Origin of the sequence: Mesorhizobium sp. BH1-1-4, assembly GCF_020165665.1 — a bacterium.
In the GTDB taxonomy this organism is placed as follows: domain Bacteria; phylum Pseudomonadota; class Alphaproteobacteria; order Rhizobiales; family Rhizobiaceae; genus Mesorhizobium.
This window is the reverse complement of the sequence record NZ_JAIUIN010000006.1, coordinates 112,958-130,519: the sequence shown is the minus strand read 5'-3', so window position 1 is coordinate 130,519 and position 17,562 is coordinate 112,958. Positions and strand designations below refer to the sequence as shown.

General features: G+C 64.1%; 21 protein-coding genes and 1 tRNA gene. 10 read left to right on the top strand and 12 right to left on the bottom strand.

Translation table 11 applies throughout. The features are described from left to right. Window positions 1–20: 20 nt before the first annotated feature. The 4 genes from LB569_RS13450 to LB569_RS13435 form a co-directional block, all read right to left on the bottom strand. On the bottom strand, window positions 21–1,502 hold the full coding sequence (locus tag LB569_RS13450; protein ID WP_224692769.1) for a M81 family metallopeptidase: 1,482 nt from the start codon (window positions 1,500–1,502) through the stop codon (window positions 21–23). Window positions 1,503–1,574: 72 nt separating this feature from the next. Then, entirely contained in the window at window positions 1,575–2,399 is an 825-nt protein-coding gene (locus LB569_RS13445; protein ID WP_140702657.1) for a carbohydrate ABC transporter permease, read from the bottom strand. Beyond that, a complete protein-coding gene (locus LB569_RS13440; protein WP_140702659.1) occupies window positions 2,396–3,265 on the bottom strand; it encodes a carbohydrate ABC transporter permease in 870 nt (289 codons plus the stop codon). The genes LB569_RS13445 and LB569_RS13440 overlap by 4 nt, the downstream gene beginning before the upstream one ends. 382 nt (window positions 3,266–3,647) lie before the next feature. Continuing rightward, complete coding sequence (locus tag LB569_RS13435; RefSeq protein WP_224692766.1) at window positions 3,648–4,874, bottom strand: ABC transporter substrate-binding protein; 1,227 nt, start codon at window positions 4,872–4,874, stop codon at window positions 3,648–3,650. Window positions 4,875–5,055: 181 nt separating this feature from the next. On the opposite strand from LB569_RS13435, the gene LB569_RS13430 reads away from it, so the two are divergent. Genes LB569_RS13430 through LB569_RS13420 form a run of 3 tightly spaced genes read left to right on the top strand, consistent with a single transcriptional unit; the run spans window position 5,056 to window position 7,797 of the window. Then, window positions 5,056–5,826, top strand: a complete 771-nt coding sequence (locus LB569_RS13430; RefSeq protein WP_224692765.1) for an SDR family oxidoreductase — start codon at window positions 5,056–5,058, stop codon at window positions 5,824–5,826. A 2-nt stretch (window positions 5,827–5,828) separates the two neighbouring features. Continuing rightward, window positions 5,829–6,899, top strand: coding sequence for an ABC transporter ATP-binding protein (locus tag LB569_RS13425; protein WP_224692764.1), 1,071 nt, complete (start codon window positions 5,829–5,831; stop codon window positions 6,897–6,899). 16 nt (window positions 6,900–6,915) lie between these two features. Further along, the gene (locus LB569_RS13420) at window positions 6,916–7,797 is read left to right on the top strand and encodes a MurR/RpiR family transcriptional regulator (RefSeq protein ID WP_224692762.1); all 882 of its coding nucleotides are present in this window, start codon (window positions 6,916–6,918) and stop codon (window positions 7,795–7,797) included. A gap of 107 nt (window positions 7,798–7,904) precedes the next feature. Here the strand turns inward: LB569_RS13420 and LB569_RS13415 are convergent, their stop codons facing one another. Further along, on the bottom strand, window positions 7,905–8,228 hold the full coding sequence (locus LB569_RS13415; RefSeq protein WP_224692760.1) for a DUF167 family protein: 324 nt from the start codon (window positions 8,226–8,228) through the stop codon (window positions 7,905–7,907). 7 nt (window positions 8,229–8,235) lie between these two features. Beyond that, complete coding sequence (locus tag LB569_RS13410) at window positions 8,236–8,529, bottom strand: YggT family protein (protein ID WP_015315112.1); 294 nt, start codon at window positions 8,527–8,529, stop codon at window positions 8,236–8,238. 149 nt (window positions 8,530–8,678) lie between these two features. On the opposite strand from LB569_RS13410, the gene LB569_RS13405 reads away from it, so the two are divergent. From LB569_RS13405 to LB569_RS13380, 6 genes are all read left to right on the top strand, one after another. Further along, window positions 8,679–8,754, top strand: a tRNA-Ala gene (locus tag LB569_RS13405). A gap of 308 nt (window positions 8,755–9,062) precedes the next feature. After that, the gene (locus LB569_RS13400) at window positions 9,063–9,812 is read left to right on the top strand and encodes a helix-turn-helix domain-containing protein (protein ID WP_224692759.1); all 750 of its coding nucleotides are present in this window, start codon (window positions 9,063–9,065) and stop codon (window positions 9,810–9,812) included. Between the two features lie 407 nt (window positions 9,813–10,219). Then, the gene (locus LB569_RS13395) at window positions 10,220–11,278 is read left to right on the top strand and encodes a SagB/ThcOx family dehydrogenase (protein WP_224692757.1); all 1,059 of its coding nucleotides are present in this window, start codon (window positions 10,220–10,222) and stop codon (window positions 11,276–11,278) included. Window positions 11,279–11,345: 67 nt separating this feature from the next. Then, on the top strand, window positions 11,346–11,597 hold the full coding sequence (locus LB569_RS13390) for a hypothetical protein (protein WP_140702672.1): 252 nt from the start codon (window positions 11,346–11,348) through the stop codon (window positions 11,595–11,597). Window positions 11,598–11,676: 79 nt separating this feature from the next. Then, complete coding sequence (locus LB569_RS13385) at window positions 11,677–11,856, top strand: hypothetical protein (protein WP_224537302.1); 180 nt, start codon at window positions 11,677–11,679, stop codon at window positions 11,854–11,856. A 12-nt stretch (window positions 11,857–11,868) separates the two neighbouring features. Beyond that, on the top strand, window positions 11,869–12,186 hold the full coding sequence (locus LB569_RS13380; RefSeq protein ID WP_224692755.1) for a hypothetical protein: 318 nt from the start codon (window positions 11,869–11,871) through the stop codon (window positions 12,184–12,186). Between the two features lies 1 nt (window position 12,187). Here LB569_RS13380 and LB569_RS13375 read toward each other — a convergent pair whose 3' ends face one another. Genes LB569_RS13375 through LB569_RS13360 form a run of 4 tightly spaced genes read right to left on the bottom strand, consistent with a single transcriptional unit; the run spans window position 12,188 to window position 15,340 of the window. Further along, window positions 12,188–13,132, bottom strand: coding sequence for an energy transducer TonB (locus LB569_RS13375; RefSeq protein WP_224692753.1), 945 nt, complete (start codon window positions 13,130–13,132; stop codon window positions 12,188–12,190). Next, window positions 13,129–13,596, bottom strand: a complete 468-nt coding sequence (exbD, locus tag LB569_RS13370; protein WP_224537295.1) for a TonB system transport protein ExbD — start codon at window positions 13,594–13,596, stop codon at window positions 13,129–13,131. The genes LB569_RS13375 and exbD overlap by 4 nt, the downstream gene beginning before the upstream one ends. A 12-nt stretch (window positions 13,597–13,608) precedes the next feature. Next, window positions 13,609–14,511, bottom strand: a complete 903-nt coding sequence (exbB, locus tag LB569_RS13365) for a tonB-system energizer ExbB (RefSeq protein ID WP_224692751.1) — start codon at window positions 14,509–14,511, stop codon at window positions 13,609–13,611. Window positions 14,512–14,542: 31 nt separating this feature from the next. Continuing rightward, window positions 14,543–15,340: an ATP-binding cassette domain-containing protein gene (locus tag LB569_RS13360; protein ID WP_224692750.1), complete on the bottom strand. Its 798-nt coding sequence runs from the start codon at window positions 15,338–15,340 to the stop codon at window positions 14,543–14,545. Between the two features lie 293 nt (window positions 15,341–15,633). Between LB569_RS13360 and LB569_RS13355 the strand changes: the two genes are divergently transcribed. Continuing rightward, entirely contained in the window at window positions 15,634–16,320 is a 687-nt protein-coding gene (locus LB569_RS13355; protein WP_224692745.1) for a cysteine hydrolase family protein, read from the top strand. A gap of 6 nt (window positions 16,321–16,326) precedes the next feature. Here the strand turns inward: LB569_RS13355 and LB569_RS13350 are convergent, their stop codons facing one another. After that, entirely contained in the window at window positions 16,327–17,268 is a 942-nt protein-coding gene (locus LB569_RS13350; RefSeq protein WP_224692742.1) for an LLM class flavin-dependent oxidoreductase, read from the bottom strand. Between the two features lie 138 nt (window positions 17,269–17,406). Beyond that, window positions 17,407–17,562: a hypothetical protein gene (locus tag LB569_RS13345; protein ID WP_140702687.1), complete on the bottom strand. Its 156-nt coding sequence runs from the start codon at window positions 17,560–17,562 to the stop codon at window positions 17,407–17,409.

Here is a 17,562-nt window from a genome sequence, read left to right as displayed (position 1 = left end):
TCCCCCCACGAGGGGGGAGATTAGCTAGCTTCAACCCAAGGGTTCTTCACCCTTGGCCACACCGGCCGCGTCAGCTTCGTGTAATTCGTCGCCGCCGGGTTGCTGGGATACGAACTCGGCGCCGCGACATAGATGATCTCGGCGGCGATCGGCTCGAAGCCGGCGTAGAAATGGTTGGTCGACTTGATCAGCAAAATGTCTTTCGACAGCGGATCGATGCCGATATTGGAAAAGACATCCGGCTCGAAGGTCTGCGTGCGATTGGTGTTCAGGATCACATCGACCTCGGTGCCTTCGATCCGCACGACCGCCGACGGTCCCAATGTCACCCGGCTCGGCCCAAAACTCTGCCAGCCTTCGCCGACAGCCTTCAGCACGGTGACGCGCGCGTCGATCGGCTCGCCTGCCTGCGGCCCGGCCTTGCCGCCGAAGCGCAGGTCGATGACCGCGCCCTCGCCCGCCGCCTGACAGAAAGTCACCGCGATCGGATCCCAGATCGTCGCCACGCCGACGTTTGCGATGCCGCGCGCCATGAGTTCGCGCAGCACGATGGTGCCGTCGCCCGGCACGCCGCCACCGGGATTGTCCCAGATATCGGCGATCACGACCGGCTTGTCCTTGCGTTGCGCGAGCACCGCGAGCGCCCGTTCGATGCCGGCGTCGGCGGAGAGCATGGCCATGGCCGTCGTTTCGCGCATGGCGTAGAGCTCGCGCCCCAGCCGCTCGGCCAGCGCATCGCCCCTGGCCTTGTCATTGTCGGTGAGGACAAGGATGCGCGTGCCCATCTCGGGCACGTCGGCGGCCATGAAGCCGTGGATGACCGAGACAGACAGCACGCCGTCCTTGCCGTGCAGCGCCTTGATGCGGTCGACGAAGGAGCGCATCGGCTCGCGGCTGGTCGGCAGCACCTGGATCATGCGGCAATCGAAGGTCGAGATGACAGGCTTGATCTCGCCACGCGCCGCCGCCAGCCCAAGCTCGACGACATGCTCGCCACGCTCGTAGAAATCGGTGTGCGGGAATTCGAGGAAATAGGCCATGACATTGCAGGCCGCCACGCGGCTGGGCGTCAGATGGCTGTGCGGATCGAACTCGCAGGCGATCGTCACGCCAGGCCCGACGATTCCGCGCACGCGCTCCAGCAGATCGCCCTCGCAATCGTCATAGCCTTGCGCCACCATGGCGCCATGCAGGCCCAGCATGACGGCATCGACCGGCAAGGCGGCCTTCAGTTGATCGAGGATTTCGTCGCGCAGCGCCTCATAGGTCTGGCGCTGCACCAGGCCGCCGGGCTCGGCCCAGGTCGCGGTGCCTTCGATCACGGTGAGACCTTCCGCGGCCGCGCGGCGGCGCAGCGCCACGATCGGCGAGGAGCACAGCGTCGGCGTTTCCGGATGCTTGCCCGGCCCGGCATAGAACGCCATCTCGAACGAGGCCCGGTCTGTCGGCACCGGCGAGAAGGTGTTGGTTTCCGTCGCCAGCGAGGCGGTGAAGATGCGCATGAAAGCTCCCTGGACTTCTTTGTTTTTTCGCAATTCCGGGCGGAAACCGCTGCGCCCTTCTTGCCGGAATTGCTATTTGACCGCACCGAGCGCCAGCCCGCGCACGAGATAGCGCTGCAGCCAGATGAACAGGATCGCCACCGGCAAGGTCGCCAGCAGCGTCGCGGCCATGACGTGATGCCATTCGATCGTGTAGCGGCCAGCGACCAGAGAGAACACCTGGATCGGCAGCGTATAGCTTTCCTGGCTGCGCAGCATGGTCAGCGCCACGACGAATTCGTTCCAGGCATTGATGAAGGTGAAGATCGCAGTCACCGCGATCGCCGGCAGGCAAAGCGGCAGGAACACTTTTCGCAAGGTCAGCCAGCGCCCGGCGCCCTCCATCCAGGCGGCCTCCTCGAGGTCGCGCGGAATGGTGTCGAAATAGCTCTGCAGCATCCAGACCGTGAAGGCGACGTTGAAGGCCATGTAGATGAAGCCAAGCGCGGTGGTCGATTCGACCAGCCCCCAGGCGGCCATCAGCCGGAAAAGGCCGAGCACCAGCACGATCGGCGAGATCATCTGCGAGATCAGCAGGAACTGGCGGAAGGCGCCGTAGCCGGCAAAGCGAAAGCGCGACATGGCGTAGGCGGCCGGCACGGAGATGAGGATGGCGCCAACGGTGGCGATCACCGAGACGTAGAGCGAATTGGCCAGTGCCTGGCCGAAGCCGGTCGCCACCCACATGTCGGAGAAATTCGACCAACGGAACTCGCTCGGCCACCAGCTGGGCGTCAGCACTTCGGTCCTCGGCTTGACCGCCGTCAGGAACATCACCGCGAAGGGGAAGAGCGTCACCACGATCAAGGGCGACAGCAGCAACCAGGCGACGATGGTACGCTTCAATTTGCTTCTCATGCGCGCTGCTCCCGCATGGCAAGCCGGACATAGATCAGGGTGAAGATCAGCAAAATGGCGAACATCACCAGCGACACCGCGGAGGCCTCGCCGAGTTTGCCGATGCGGAAGGCCAGCTTGTAGAGGTGGGTGACCAGGATGTCGGTTGAATTGGCTGGCCCGCCCTGCGTCATCACCCATATGATCGGGAAGGAATTGAAGACGTAGATGGTGTTGAGCACGATGGCTATGTTGATGAAGGGTTTCAGCAGCGGAAAGGTGATTTCGCGGAACTGCTGCAGCGGCGTTGCCCCCTCCAATGCGGCCGCCTCGTAGAGATCGTCCGGGATGGACGAGAGGCCGCCGAGGAAGATCGTCGTGGTGAACGGCACCGTCACCAATATGCCGATCAGAACCTGCATCGGAAAGGCGGTTTCAGCCTGCGCCAGCCATTGGATGTTGTGGTCGATCAGGCCGAGGCCGAGCAGCGCCGAATTCAGCATGCCGCTTTCGCCGCTCAGCGCCCAGCGCCAGACAACGGCCGTCATGGTCAGCGACACCGCCCACGGCAGCATGACGATGACGCGGGCAAGACCACGGCCATAGAAGTCGGTATTGAGGATCATCGCCACCGGGATCGAGAGCAGCAGCGCGCCCCCGACCACCAGTACCGTCCACAGCCCCGTGCGCCAGAGGGCCGCGATGAAATCGGGATCGGCGGCGAGCGCGGCGAAATTGGTCAGGCCGCTGAAGTCGCGCAGCTGGCCGAAACGGCTGACGTCATGCGTCGAAATCTGGATCAGGTCCCAGACCGGCCAGAAGATGACCACCGCCGCCAGGAACAGGCTGGGCAAGGTCAGGAGATAGGGCAGGAAGCGATTTTGCATCGGCTTGGGTTGTACCGCTTTGCTTTGGCTTGGGTGGCCTTGAATTCCTTACGCACGGTCTGTGCTGCCCCTCACCTGCCTGCCCGCATCCTCTCCCGTATAGTGACGGGGAGAGGGGCGCTCCCTTCGCCGGTTTTGCCAATCACCGACGTCGCAGGAAAGGTGCCTAGGTCGCGGCCAGCCCTTTCTCCCCGTCCCTATACGGGGAGAAATGCCCGGCAGGGCAATGAGGGGCAGCGCCGACATCGGCGATTTTGCTTTGTCCGGAGTGATTACCTGTCAGTCTTCGTATTTACGTGGAGAGCACCCGAATACCTGTTTTTAGAAGTGTGGCGCGCCCCGCCTGAGTCGGGGGCGCCCCACGGGCGCAGGGAGATACGCCCTATTTCTTCAGCACCGCATTCGCCTTGGCAGCGGCCTCCTTCAAGCCGGCCTCGGGGTCGCCGCCGAGATAGATCTTCTGCATGGCGTCGGACGTGATCTGGGCGACCTCTTCCCAGCCCGGGATGACCGGCGCGAAGCGGGCATCGGGCAGCAGCGCGGTAAAGGCGGCGAGATCAGCGTTGTTGACGTAGTAGTCCATCTTGGCCTCTTCCTTGTTCACCGGCAGGAAGCCTTCGCCCTGCGTGAACTTGGCCCGCTGCTCCGTGGTGAACAGGAAGTCCATCAGCTTCCAGGCCTCATCCTTGTTCTTGGAGTTCTTGAACATGATCATGGAATCGGTGACGCCATAGGTGCCTCGCGCACCCGTCGGACCGGCCGGAATGGCGGCGACGCCGTATTTGAGGCTCGGCGCCTCATCCTTGATCTGGTTGGACAGGAAGGGGGCGGTGATCATCATGCCGACCTTGCCCTGCTTGAACAGGTTCTGCACGTCCTCGCGGTTGTTGGAGGTGACGCCGGGCTCCGTCAGCCCCTCGTCGATCATCGACTTGTAGAGCTTGGCGGCCTCGAGCGCACCCGGCGTGCCGAGGCCCGACGTACCGTCCTTGTTGAGGATTTCTGTGCCTTGCGACCACATCGCGTAGTAGTAATAGACGTCGGTCTCGATCTCCTTGCCCTGCAGGCCGAAGCCGAAGGCACCCTGCGCCTTGATCTTGCGTGCATCCTCCTGCAGATCGGTCCAGGTTGCCGGCGGCTTGGCGATGCCGGCCTTCTCGAACAGCTCCTTGTTGTAATACATGGCGCGCGCCGAAGCGGCGATCGGCAGACCATAGGTCTTGCCGCCCATGATCGAGGGCGACAGGAAGGTGTCGATGAAGCGGCCCTTGAAGTCGGGCGTGATGTAGCCGTCGAGCGGCTCGGCGACATCCTGCTGGACGAAGTCGATCAGCCAGCGCGTGCCGATGATGGACAGATCCGCATTGGTGCCGGCGGTGATGTCGGTGGTCAGCTTCTGCAACAGCACATCCCACGGCACCACCTCGAACTTGACGGTGATGCCGGGATTCTTCGCCTCGAACTCCTTCTTGACCTGTTCGAAATACGGGCCGGTCTTGGCGCTGTATTCGGCGACGGTAACCCGCACTTCGCCGGCCTGCGCCTGCGCGGCAAAGGCCAGCATGCCCATTCCGGCCATCAGGCCGGCAGTCCATTTCGCAAGGTTCATCCGATCTCTCCCATTTGGTCCGCGCTTTTGCGCTCCCTGTGCCGGTGCTGACACAAGATTTATGTGACTTTCCTACATTATCCATGAATTTGCCGCATGCAAGCGGATTATCATGTTGCTTAATTACATTCCATTCTCTAGCCTGCCGGCATCTGCCTGACCTGCGGGAGGAGCACGCGCCGTGGTTTCGAGAGCCGAATTCGAAGGCCGGACCGTTCTTGTCACCGGCGCCGGCGGCGGCCTTGGCTCGGCGATCGTCGCACTGCTGGCCGGCAGGGGTGCGCGGGTCGTCGGCTGCGACCAGTCCGAAGCGGCGCTGGCAAGCCCGCACCTTGCCTCGCGCCATGTCTTCGACCTTCTCGACCGGGCTTCGGTCGAAGCCGCGGTCGCCGCCGTGCTCGAAAAGGACGGCGTCCCCGACATTCTGATCAACAATGCCGGCTGGACCCGCGCCGAGACGCTCGACGCGCTGACGGCGGACAGGATCGAGCTCGAGCTCGACCTCAACCTGACCGGTGTGATGATTTTCGCCGACCCCGTTGCCAAGGCGATGGCCGCGCGCGGTTCAGGCAGCGTCGTCTTCATTTCGTCCGTCAACGCCATCGCGCATTTCGGCAACCCCGCCTATGCCGCCGCCAAGGCCGGCATCAACGCCTATGCCAAATCGATCGCTGTCGAGCTCGGCCGCAGCGGCGTGCGCGCCAATGTCGTCTGCCCCGGATCGATCCGCACCGCCGCCTGGGACCATCGCCTCGCCAAGAATCCCGACGTCATCGGCAAGCTGCAGCGGCTCTACCCGCTCGGCCGCATCGTCAACGCCTCGGAAGTGGCGGAAGCGGTCGCCTTCCTTGCCTCCGACCGGGCCTCGGGCGTAACAGGCGTGGTCATGCCCGTGGATGCGGGATTGACCGCCGGCTGCCTGCCGTTCATCGACGACATATTGGGAGCGTGACCATGACCGACGTCGAGTTCCGCAACCTGTCGAAATACTTCGGCCAGCACAGGATCCTCGAGGAGATCAGCCTCGACATCAAGAGCGGCGAGTTCGTCGTGCTGGTCGGCCCGTCCGGCTGCGGCAAGTCGACCTTGCTGCGCATGCTGGCGGGCCTGGAGACCATCAGTTCCGGCGATCTGCTGATCGGCGGCGTGCGCGCCAACGACCTGCCACCGCAGCAGCGCAACATCGCCATGGTGTTCCAGTCCTATGCCCTGTTCCCGCATCTGAGCGCCGCCGAAAATATCGGCTTCGGCCCGAAGATCCGGGGAGAGAGCCGCACCGCCATCGACCAGAAGGTCAAGAAGGCGTCCGGCGTCCTCAACCTGTTCTCCTACCTCGACCGCTACCCCCGCCAGCTCTCGGGCGGCCAGCGCCAGCGCGTCGCCATGGGCCGCGCCATCGTGCGCGAACCCTCCGTCTTCCTGTTCGATGAGCCGCTCAGCAATCTCGACGCGCAGCTGCGCGTGCAGATGCGCACCGAGATCAAGGCGCTGCATCAGCGGCTCAAATCGACCATCGTCTACGTCACCCACGACCAGATCGAGGCCATGACCATGGCCGACCGCATCGTCGTGATGGATCGCGGCAGGATCCAGCAGGTCGGGGCGCCACTGGAGCTCTATGACCGGCCGGCCAACAAGTTCGTCGCCGGCTTCCTCGGATCGCCGTCGATGAGCTTTGTTTCCGGGGCGCTCAAGACGACGCCCGAGAGAACCTGGTTCGAGTCGGCCGGCGGCGGACGGTTGGCACTTGCCGGCAAACCGCTGCCGGCGGGCAGTGCCGTGGAGGCCGGCATCCGGCCCGAGCATTTCATCGTCGGCGAGGCCACTGATGCCATGGCGCTCAAAGTCGATGTCGTCGAGCCGACCGGTTCCGAGACCCATGTCTACGGCGCCATTGGCGCCGACACGGTACGCGCCGTATTCCGTGACAGGGTGCCGGTCCGACCGGGCGATCTGCTGCCGGTCTCGGTCGCCCCCGGCAACATCCATCTGTTCGACAAGGCAACGGGCCTGCCGCTGGGATGACGATGGAAACTCGGACATGAAGACGCCGGCCGACATCATCACGCGGCTGCAACTGATGTCGCAGGACGGGACCAAGTCGGATCGCCGGCTGGCAAGTCTCGTTCTGTCCGATCTCGACTTCGCCTCCAAGGCGGCAATCTCGGAAATTGCCGCGCGCGTCGGCGTCAGTGAGCCGACGGTCACCCGTTTCTGCCGCAACCTCGGCTGCCAGGGCCTGCGCGACTTCAAGTTCTACCTGGCACAGGCCATTGCCATCGGCGGCCAGTATCTGTCGCCGGAACCGCTGAGCCGCGACGCCCGCGAACAGCGCATTGCGTCGGCCATCACCGAGGCCGCGGTCGCCTCCATCCAGCGCGTTAGCGAAAACCTCGACATGACGACGCTGGTCGACGTCGCCGCGCGCCTTGCGGCATCGGGCAATGTGCTGTGCATCGGTTCGGGCGGCATCTCCTCGATGATGGCGACCGAGATGCAGAATCGGCTGTTCAGGCTCGGCCTGCCGGTTCTGGCGCAGATCGATGGCCAGTTGCAGCGCATGTACGCCGCCGTTGCCACGCCGGACACCACCGTGGTCGCCTTCTCGGTCTCCGGCTATGCGCGCTCGGTCATCGAGGCGGTGCAGGTCGCCCAGCAATATGGCGCCGCCACGGTCGCCGTCACCGCGCCCGATTCCGCGCTGGCCAAGGCCGCCGACACGGTCATCCATCTGCAGCCGCTGGAGGACGGCAACATCTACAAGCCGACATCGTCGCGCTACGCGCTGCTGGCGATCGTCGACATGATCGTGACGTCGGTCGCCGAGACGCGCGGCCCCAAGGTGCTGGAGAATTTGCGCCGCATCAAGCAGAGCGTCAACACGCTCAAGGTCGACGATCCCCGCCTGCCGTTAGGGGATTGACTACAGCGTCTTTCTCCCGTCGCTATACGGGGAGAATGCCCGGCAGGGCAATGAGGGGCGGCGCCGACCTACGACAATCGATCGAAGTACTCTCAACGGATTGTCAGCTACGTGCTTCGGCTGTCGCAGAGCGCTTCGACGCTGCTTGCCAGCGCCGACGGTTCGCCTGAAATGCGCAGCGTCTTGAGCCGGGCGGTGCCGCCGGCAGCGACCGAAACGGCCGATGCCGGCACGCCCAGTCCCTTGGCGACCAGCTTCTCCAGCGCTTGATTGGCGGCGCCGTTTTCCGGCACGGCGCGGACCCGCGCCTTCAGGTGGCTTCGTCCGTCCGCCGATGTTTCGACACCTTCCAGCCGGTCCACGGAAGACTTCGGCGTCAGCCGGACGAACAGATCGACGCCGTTCTCGCGAATGCGCAACGGCGCGCTCATCCGATCGTCAGGCCAGCAGCAGCGGCGCCACCGTGGTGAGGATGAACTGCCTGAGGAAGAACAGGATCAAAAGCAGGATGATCGGCGAGATGTCGATGCCGCCAAGGTCGGGCATGAAGCGGCGGATCGGCCGCAGCGCCGGCTCGGTCAGCCGGTAGAGCATGTTGCCGATGCTGCCGACGAACTGGTTGCGCGAGTTGACGACGTTGAAGGCATAGAGCCAGGAAAAGATCGCCGAGGCGATGATGACCCACCAATAGAGGTCGAGCGCCATGACGATGGTTTGAATGAGGGCGAGCATGCCGGTCTCCAATTGTTGCCGACATGTAGCCATTGCACGCCGAACCGGCAAGAGCAGGCTTCCGCCACACGGCCGGCGGTCGGGTTTTTCGGCAAAACGCCGCCTTGACAGGAAACCGTGCCGCCCGATAAATGCGCCATCCGCTGGACGGGGCTGTAGCTCAGCTGGGAGAGCGCGTCGTTCGCAATGACGAGGTCAGGAGTTCGATCCTCCTCAGCTCCACCAGCGGAATAATCGATAGTCCGCTTCCCATGCGGTAGGGTCCAAGCCTCATCCGATGAGGCGCGCGGCATCAATGCTCCCAAAAATGGCCAGATGCGATTTCGCGTTTCCCCAGGCGAAATGGCTGTCAATTGGACTTATGGCGGGACCGTCGTCGGGTCGGCGCTATTTTTTTTGGAAATCACGCCATTAGACTGGCGTTCTCAAATCAGTTTTTTCTGTGTGTTGTGACAAGGCGTTTCGGCGGGGGCGACCGAAGGCGCTATAGGGTTTCGAGTCGAAATGAAGAGTTCGCCTGCGAAAGCAAAGCCGTGTCCATTCGGGAGAATCTCGCTGCAAATCTCAGACGGCTCTGCAAGGATCATGCTTCCGTCAGCGCGGTATGCCGCGAGCTGGGTATCAACCGCACGCAGTTCGAGCGCTACCTGCAGGGACAGACCGTCCCCAACAAGGCCACCGCCAAGCTGATCTGTGATTATTTCCGCGTCGACGAAGCCGGACTGTACCGTGACCCCGGTACGCCCGAGCCCACGGCTACCGGCCTGCCGCCGATTTCCGAAAGCCTGTTTGCCCAGATGATCCGCCCGCCCGCCCCGTCGATCGCGGGCGGCACCTATTTCACCTATTTTTCGATCCCCGGCCGATCCGACCTGCTGGTGCGGGCGATCACCTTTGTCCGGCGCGAAGCCGAACTGGTCACATTCCGCAGGGTCACGGGATGGTCGGAGCGTCGCGGCTCGACATGGGCGCGGGCACGCGGCAATCACTATGGCGTCGCGATTTCGCGTCTCAACTGGATCTATTTCAGCGGCGTCAACCGCCGCCAGACCGGCGAGCCGTCGCTGATCTCGGTGCAATGGGCGCCGATCTCCGAACCGGTGCTGACAGGCAAGGCGATGCTTCTGACCGAAGCCGGGCCGGCCTTCGTATCGGTCATCATGCGGCAGGATATGTCCAACATGCGGCCCAGGCATGCGATCCGCATGGCACATGTCGTCAGGCTCGATGATCCCGGCATTGACCAGCTCGTCGTCAGCCTGGCACGGGACGGGATGGCCTAGCCGCCCCGTTACGCTAAATAAGAACAAGATATCCCGAAAAAGCGTATGTTAGCGATTGCCTACTCCATATCTGAGTAAAATCGATTTTTTAGACTTTGGATCGAAGAAAGATATTTTAGCTCATATTTGATTTACTACAATTTTAACAACTCATTAACTCTTCCGACCTTACCTTTCTTCTCGCGGATCCCGTTTGGGATCTCTCAAAAGATCCCATTGGGGGGTCGGGAAAGGGACGAAAATGGCCAAGAAAGTCAACAATGCCCCGAAGCTGACGGTTGCCGCGGGCACGCAGACCGTCTTCTTCTCGCAGGGCATGCACTACAACAAGCGCTGAAGTCGTCGGCGCCGACGGGCATTTTCCTGTCGGCGCTCCGCATCCCCGAACGGCATTCAGCATCATGAAAATGCGCTCTTCAAAAACGCTCGTTTTCTACCCCGGGACCAACAAGGTCACGGCATGCAATTTCCTGACCAGAAGCGTCTTCGACTGCAGCCCCGAAGTGGTCGGCCTTCTCGCTTCCTGGGATGATTGGGCTTCCACGGCGCAGATCGCGCGCGCCCACGGCTGGTCGAAGGCGGACCTGAACGCCGTCGTTCCGCAACTGCTCGATTTTTCCGCCCTCGTCACCGCCGGCTCGCCGCTGGCCGAACAGGAAACGCGGTTCTCCGGGCAGTGGGGATGGGGCCTGCCGACCGCGCTGATGCATTTCTGCGTCCAGGACAGCGAGTTCATGACCATCGAACAGGCCGAGGCGCGGCAGATCGACCGTGCCGGCCATGTCGCCCAGCCGGACCTCCTGCTCAAGAACGCGCCGGGCGCCATCCGGCTGCCGGACGCACTGGCCGACAACGACCTTCTGACCCTGATGGCCCGGCGCCGCACCAACCGCATCGCGGCCGCGCCCACCATCACCGCGCGGCAGCTTTCCGATTGCCTGTTCGCGGGCATGGGGATCACTGGCGAGACCAGCAACTGCGTCGGCGCCTTGCCGCTCGGCATGACCCCTTCGGGCGGTGCGCGAAACCCCTACGAAGCCTATGTGGTCGCGACCGGCGTCGAAGATCTGGAACCCGGGGTCTATCACTATTCCGCCGCCGATCATGATCTCGGCAGGATCTCGGCCAACCATGTGCCGAAAATTTCGGAACTGGTCGGCGGACAGGAATGGGCCGACGCCATGCCGTGCCTCATTCTGCTTTGCGCCCGGCTCGACCGCACGATGTGGAAATATGAGGATGCCAACGCCTACCGCGTCGTACTGATCGAGGCGGGCCATATCGGCCAGAACATGATGTTGGCGGCAACCAGGCATGGCCTGTCGGCCTGCCCCACGGCAGCGCTGAGCCATTCGGCGATCAAGCGCCTCCTGGGCCTCGACCGCCTCACCGACGCGCCCATCTATGCCTTGACCCTCTCAACCCCGGAAACCGACCCGCATCCGGCGGGCAGGTCTATCAATTAGCCGTCTCACCATGTCCAGAGTAGCCCTTACGCGTTCCCAAGGTTTCATCCGACGACAGGAGAAGCACATGCCAAATCAGACCTTACGGCAATCAGAGATCGATAGCCTTCAATACATCGCGTCGATGACCAACGAGCTGGTGCAGATGGCCGAAGCAAGCCGTTTTCCCATGATCTCCTATCTCCTGGGCATGGCCTATGCCGAGGCCTTCGATGTCCTGCGCGGCGCGCGACCGGCGAGGCACGCGCAGCTCAGCGGCAACCCGATGCATCCCAAGGCGCACGCGAAAGACAACCACGCTCAGCCAAGGACGGCGTAGCGCGATGCAAATATCCGGCTGGTGCGGGACGGCCCACACGCGGCCGAACCGGTGGGAGACGCTCTGTGCGCTGCAAAGCTTGCTGCCGCTGCTGAGAGAGGCCGCCGCCGACCTCGGCAGCGCCGAGATGATCTATTGGTTCGAACTGGCCGATGCCGAAATTGCCAGCATCATCAGGGGCCGGCCATCCGATGCGGCCGGGATGCCCGCCTTGATCGCCCGCAGCCCGCAAGGCGGTCATCCTTACGCAGAAAATTGAGGGGACCAGCAAATGAACATGATCGCCACCATCAGGAGCGCCGACGCCAGCGAAAGCGTCTTTGCCCGGCTGAACGGCTTGATCGCGGGCCGCCCGGCCTCGGCGCGGGCCGCGCGCGTCGAGGCCCGGCAGCTGATTGCCATGGCGATGGCCGAAACCTGGCAGGCCGACAGCCTCTGGGGCGCGGCGGATGCCTTTCACGCCCATTTCGACTTCATGATGCAGAGCATCGAGATCAACGGCGCTGACGACCCCAACCTCGGAACCCTGCGCACGAAATGCCGCTTCTACCTGGAGCAGGTCGAGGCGCTGTGCCAGTCGATGAGCTGAGTTAATCTCGCAAACTGAATACGAACGGCGCCGTGCGGCTGACGCGCGAGCCGAGTTCCGGCGGCGGCGCCGGCACGGTGGCGCCCTGCAGCACCGCGAGCGCGGCACGGTCGAGTTCGGCGTCACCGGAAGAACGGACGATCCGGGCCGACAGCACCCGGCCGGATGGGTCCATGGCGAAAGTCACGTTCACATTGCCCTGCGCGCGCCGCGATTTCGCGGCACTCGGGTAGCGCTTGTGGCGATTGATCCACGCTGTCAGCCGCGACTCCCATTTGGCCGGACTGACTCCCGAAAACCCGGCCCACGATCTTGGCGCCGCCGCCCTGGCGGCGGGCCTGGCCTCGGCGCTCGCAGCACTTGCCGTCTTCGGTGGTTCGGCCTTTTCCTTCTTCGGCCCTGGTTTGAGCTTGTCGGCGGGCTTCTTGACCTTGGCTTCGGCCGGTTTCTTTTCCTTGCGCGTCTCGGCCGGCTTTGGCCGCGACAGCGGAACGACAACCTCCGGCGCGACGGTCTCGACGATGTCGGGGACGACCTCCTCCAGCGGCGGTTGGTCGACCGGTCCGGCCTTCGTCATCTCCACCGGCTCGTCCGGCGGCACCGCTTGCGGCTCGGCAACAGGCTCCGCTTGCTCGACCACCTTGTCGGGCTCGGCCTCGGCGATCTTCTCAGTCTCCTCGACCGGCTCGGTTTGGTCGGGAACGACCGCATCCAGCATCGCGGCCTGTTCGGGTACCGCCGGCGTCACCATCATCGGCGCCATCTCGATCACCGGGGCGGGCGGCGGCCCGCCATCCGACGGATCGACCGGGCTGAAATTCTGCACGGCATAAGCGACCGCGACATGCGCCCCGAGCATCAGCACGGCCGCACATGCCCATAGGCCAAGGTCGCGCCAGCCGAAGCGCGACAGCACCGCCGTGGGCGAGCCGGCCGGTCGTGTCATGGGACGGCCGTTCCGCCGGGCGCCGGCGCGGCGGCATCACCGGCGGGCGCGGCCTCCAGTCCGACCAGGGCGACCTTCAGATAGCCGGCGGCGCGCAGCAGGTTCATCGCTTCCATCAGGTCGCCATAGGCGACCGCCTTGTCGGCGCGCAGGAAGATCCGCGTCTGCTTGTCGCCCTTGGTGCGGCTGTCGAGCGTGGCGGCAAAGGCCGGGCGCGGCACGGGATCATTGCCGATCGCCAGCGTGAGATCATCCTTCAACGTCAGGAACAGTGGAGTTTCGGGGCGCGGCGCCGGCGTCGCGGTCGAGCCGGGCAGATCGACATTGACATCCACCGTCGCCAGCGGCGCGGCGACCATGAAGATGATCAACAGCACCAGGATGACATCGATGAACGGCGTGACGTTGATCTCGTGGCTCTCCTCGAGATCGTCATCCATGATCTGGCGGATTCGGCTGCCCATCGTCCTGCTCCGCTATTGCGCCGCCATCGCCGTCGCGGGTGCGACCGTGCGGAAATCGAGGTCGCGGCTGACCAGCCGTTCGACGCCCGCCGAGGCGTCGGCCAGTATCTGCCGGTAGCCGGCTATCGAGCGGACAAAGACGTTGTAGATGACGACGGCGGGGATTGCCGCCACCAGGCCCATCGCGGTGGCAAGCAAAGCCTCGGCGATGCCTGGCGCGACCACGGCAAGATTGGTGGTCTGCGCCTGTGAAATGCCGATGAAGGCGTTCATGATGCCCCAGACGGTACCGAACAGGCCGACGAAAGGCGCCGTGGAACCGATCGTCGCCAGCAGGCCGGTACCGCGCGACATGCGCCGCGACGCGGCGGCCTCGATGCGCGACAGGCGCGAGGTGACCCGTTCCTTCAGCCCGTCCCCGCCGACATGGTCGAGCGCGCCGGCCGAAAGCGCGGTCTCTTCCTCCGCCGCCCGCACCAGAAGCGCGCCGGCACCCCCGCTGCGGTCGAGTGCGCGGCTCGCCTGCCGCAACGTCGCTGCGTCGCCGATCGCCCGGACGGCACGGCGGACGCGCAGCTTGCCGCCGAAAATCTCCAGCGATTTGGCCAGCCATATCGTCCAGGTGACGAGCGATGCGAAGGCCAGCCCGATCATCACGGCCTTCACGATGATGTCGGCGGCCATGAACATGCCCCATGGCGACAAATCGTGCGGCAAGTTCAGCTCCATCGTCCCCGAGGGTGCCGCGGGCGCAGGGGTGGCGGGTACCGCTGGAGCAGCTTGTGCCGCTGCAGCGGGTGCGGCAGGCGTCGCAATTGCTGGAACCGCGCCAGCCGGCTGCTCCTGGGCCGTCGCGCCGGTCGTCGTCAGGATCACCGATGCGACCAACGCCGCCAACAAACCATGTCTCGACACGAACTTCTTCCTTGTTCTCACAGCGAAGTCCTCACTGCACATACCCGACGGGCTGGCCGGTGACGGGATGCGCGAACACACCCATCTCCACGCCGAAAATGCCCTTGAGCACATCGCTCCGCATGATTTCGCGCGGTGTGCCGCGGGTCAGCAGCTTGCCATCCTTCAGCGCGATCAGCTCGTCGCAGTAGCGCGCCGCCATGTTGGGATCGTGCAGCACCACGACGACGCAGAGGTCGCGCTTGCGGCTGAGATCCCTGACCAGGCCCAGCACCTCGACCTGATGGGCGATGTCGAGCGCCGAGATCGGCTCGTCGAGCAGCATGACGCCGGCATTCTGCGCCACCAGCATGGCGAGCCAGGCACGCTGGCGCTCGCCGCCGGACAATTCGTCGACCAGCCGGTCCGCGAAACCTTCCATGTCGGTCAGCACCAGCGCCTCCTCGACATGGCGCCTGTCCCCGGCGCCGAAACGGCCAAGCGCGCCGTGCCAAGGGTAGCGCCCGAGCGTCGCCAGTTCGCGCACGGTGAGGCCCGTCGCCGCCGGCGTCGTCTGCGGCAGATAGGCAAGGGCCCGCGCCAGCTCGCGCGCGCCCCATTGCGGCAGCGGCCGTCTGGCGAAGGTGATCGCGCCGGAGCTTGCCGGCTGCTGGCGCGCCAGAAGCTTGATCAGCGTCGACTTGCCCGAACCATTATGGCCGATCAACCCGTAGACGCGCGCCCGTCGCAATTCGAGCGAGACCGGTCCGAGCAGCGTCCGCTCGCCAACGGCAAAACGCACGGCATCGATGTCGAAAGCGGTCTGGGTACCGGCTACGGCCACGGTCATGGCATTTCTCCAGTGCGGCCGCCGCATTCCAATCCTGGCTACGGCAGGCAGGCGCCCGGTTGACCTATAAAACATGAACTTACTAGTCAACATTGAAGGTGACTGCAATACGCAACAAATCGTGGGAGTGTGCCGGTCAAAACCCTCAAGTGCCACGACGCCGGTGGCATTGTTGCCGATTGCGGGCTGTCATCCGCTCGATCCGCGCCGGCAATATCCACCGCGCGATGCCCGATATCCGGTGTCGCGGCATCGATGTGAACTCGCTAGAGTAATCCGGCAAGGAGACCCGGATGATCAAGGCAACGCCCTTCGACTACCCCTATGACGGCAGGCTGGTGGCCGAAAACACCGCGTTGATCGTCATCGACCTGCAACAGGATTTCCTGTCGACATCGGGCTATTTCGCCAGGAAAGGGTATGACCCCTCGCCGCTGCGGGCGATCCTGCCGGCGGTGAGCCGCCTGATATCAGCCGCGCGTAAAGCCGGCGTCGCGGTCATCCACACCAGGCAGGGCTACCGCGCCGACCTGGCCGACATGACGCCTTATGAGAAATGGCGCCGCGAGCGTGCTGGTCTCGACGGCACCGACATCCTGTTGCGCTCGGGCGCGGGGTTCCAGATCGTTCCGGAGATCGATGTCGCCCCGCATGACATCATCGTCGACAAAACCTGCAACAGCGCCTTCACCTATACGGATTTCGAGCATGTGCTGCGTGCGCAAGGCATCACGCATCTGATGTTTTCCGGATGCACGACCGATGTCTGCGTCCACACCACGCTGCGCGAGGCCTGTGATCGCAACTTTCAGTGCCTGACCATCTCGGACGCCTGCGCCAGCGGTGACCAAAGGGCGCATGAAGCGGCATTGCACATGGTGACGGTCGAGGACGGCGTCTTCGGCGTGCTGGCCGATTCGGACGCCGTTATCGATGGCCTGTCGCGGCTTGCGGTCAGACAGGAAGCAACAGAGGATTGACGGGCCTCAGCCCGCTGCTCGCGTCTCCAACCCTGCGCCAGGCGCATAGGCTGCGTGGTGGAATTCGCTGGCTTCCCGGCGCGCCAGGGAGTTGCGCAGCAACGCGATCGTTTCCCGGCCGGCGGTCGCGATCTCGCGTGGCGTGTCGACACCGACGATCATGAATTCATCGATGCCGAGCGCCGCATAGGCAAGCAGTGACAGCGCGACCTGGGCCGGTGGCCCGGAGAGGTCGACCGTCTTGTGGCCGGCGGCGGAAACACCTTGGTGGATCCTGACCGGAAGCGCGAAGCGCAGTTTGCCGGCGCGGCCATGTTCGGCCGCGGCGCTACGCGCCCGCTCCATCAATTGCCTGATATCGTCGATCGGACCCGGCGCCAGTTCGAAGACATCGGCATGCCGGCCCGCCACCTTCAGCGCCGTTCCCGATTGCCCGCCCATGCGGATCACCAGGTCGGCGCCATGCGGACCCTTGCGCTCGATATAACCGCCCTTGATGCTGTAGAACGCGCCTTCGTGGTCGAAGGGCCGGTCGTTCGACCACAGCCGCTTCAACAGCACCAGATATTCGTCGATGCGCTGCCAGACGACGCCATGTCCGACCGGCCGTGTCTCGGCATCGTCGTCGTTCAGCGGCTCGCTGATCATCCTGAGCGCCAGGCGGCCGCCGCTCCCCCTGTCGATGGACGCCAACTGGCGGGCAGCCACCGTCGGTTCGATCACGCCGGCCCAATGGGTGAGCACCACTTCCAGCGAAGCGGTGCGGTTGAGCACCTGGGCGGCAAGATCCATATTGGTCAGCAGCCCAGCCGAATCGTCGACGACGATCTTCTGGAAACCGCCGTCCTCGATCAGCCCAAGCTTGGTCGCGGTCTCCGCGAAGTCATAGAAAAAGGGGACCGTCGCGTCGGCGGTCTTGCCGGGAACATGCGTGAATTCGATCGGCATTGTCATCTCCTCCATCACTGGAATCACTGATGCTGTGAAATGCGAATCCTCGGCCACGCGAAAGCGCTCCGGGATCCGGTTCATTCAACTCCGATTGCCTGAAAGCCGTGGGGCGACGGCCCCTGCCGATCCGGCGCCTTAGGGAATAAGGCCCAGCACGACCGCTCCGGTGAACACGAACGCAAGAGCAAAGACGAGATAGGCGAAAGCGCCGGCATAGGCCGGACGAAAGCTCTGGGCGTTGGCCACCCTCTGGCCGCTGCCGTCTGTCTGAGCGTTCTGAATATAGGACAT

Excerpts from the sequence above, each read along its gene's own strand:
- LB569_RS13450 (WP_224692769.1), bottom strand. The coding sequence starts at position 1,502 with ATGCGCATCTTCACCGCCTCGCTGGCGACGGAAACCAACACCTTCTCG.
- LB569_RS13445 (WP_140702657.1), bottom strand. The coding sequence starts at position 2,399 with ATGAGAAGCAAATTGAAGCGTACCATCGTCGCCTGGTTGCTGCTGTCG.
- LB569_RS13440 (WP_140702659.1), bottom strand. The coding sequence starts at position 3,265 with ATGCAAAATCGCTTCCTGCCCTATCTCCTGACCTTGCCCAGCCTGTTC.
- LB569_RS13435 (WP_224692766.1), bottom strand. The coding sequence starts at position 4,874 with ATGAACCTTGCGAAATGGACTGCCGGCCTGATGGCCGGAATGGGCATG.
- LB569_RS13425 (WP_224692764.1), top strand. The coding sequence starts at position 5,829 with ATGACCGACGTCGAGTTCCGCAACCTGTCGAAATACTTCGGCCAGCAC.
- LB569_RS13420 (WP_224692762.1), top strand. The coding sequence starts at position 6,916 with ATGAAGACGCCGGCCGACATCATCACGCGGCTGCAACTGATGTCGCAG.
- LB569_RS13415 (WP_224692760.1), bottom strand. The coding sequence starts at position 8,228 with ATGAGCGCGCCGTTGCGCATTCGCGAGAACGGCGTCGATCTGTTCGTC.
- LB569_RS13410 (WP_015315112.1), bottom strand. The coding sequence starts at position 8,529 with ATGCTCGCCCTCATTCAAACCATCGTCATGGCGCTCGACCTCTATTGG.
- LB569_RS13395 (WP_224692757.1), top strand. The coding sequence starts at position 10,220 with ATGCGCTCTTCAAAAACGCTCGTTTTCTACCCCGGGACCAACAAGGTC.
- LB569_RS13390 (WP_140702672.1), top strand. The coding sequence starts at position 11,346 with ATGCCAAATCAGACCTTACGGCAATCAGAGATCGATAGCCTTCAATAC.
- LB569_RS13380 (WP_224692755.1), top strand. The coding sequence starts at position 11,869 with ATGAACATGATCGCCACCATCAGGAGCGCCGACGCCAGCGAAAGCGTC.
- LB569_RS13375 (WP_224692753.1), bottom strand. The coding sequence starts at position 13,132 with ATGACACGACCGGCCGGCTCGCCCACGGCGGTGCTGTCGCGCTTCGGC.
- exbD (WP_224537295.1), bottom strand. The coding sequence starts at position 13,596 with ATGGGCAGCCGAATCCGCCAGATCATGGATGACGATCTCGAGGAGAGC.
- LB569_RS13360 (WP_224692750.1), bottom strand. The coding sequence starts at position 15,340 with ATGACCGTGGCCGTAGCCGGTACCCAGACCGCTTTCGACATCGATGCC.
- LB569_RS13355 (WP_224692745.1), top strand. The coding sequence starts at position 15,634 with ATGATCAAGGCAACGCCCTTCGACTACCCCTATGACGGCAGGCTGGTG.
- LB569_RS13350 (WP_224692742.1), bottom strand. The coding sequence starts at position 17,268 with ATGCCGATCGAATTCACGCATGTTCCCGGCAAGACCGCCGACGCGACG.
- LB569_RS13345 (WP_140702687.1), bottom strand. The coding sequence starts at position 17,562 with ATGTCCTATATTCAGAACGCTCAGACAGACGGCAGCGGCCAGAGGGTG.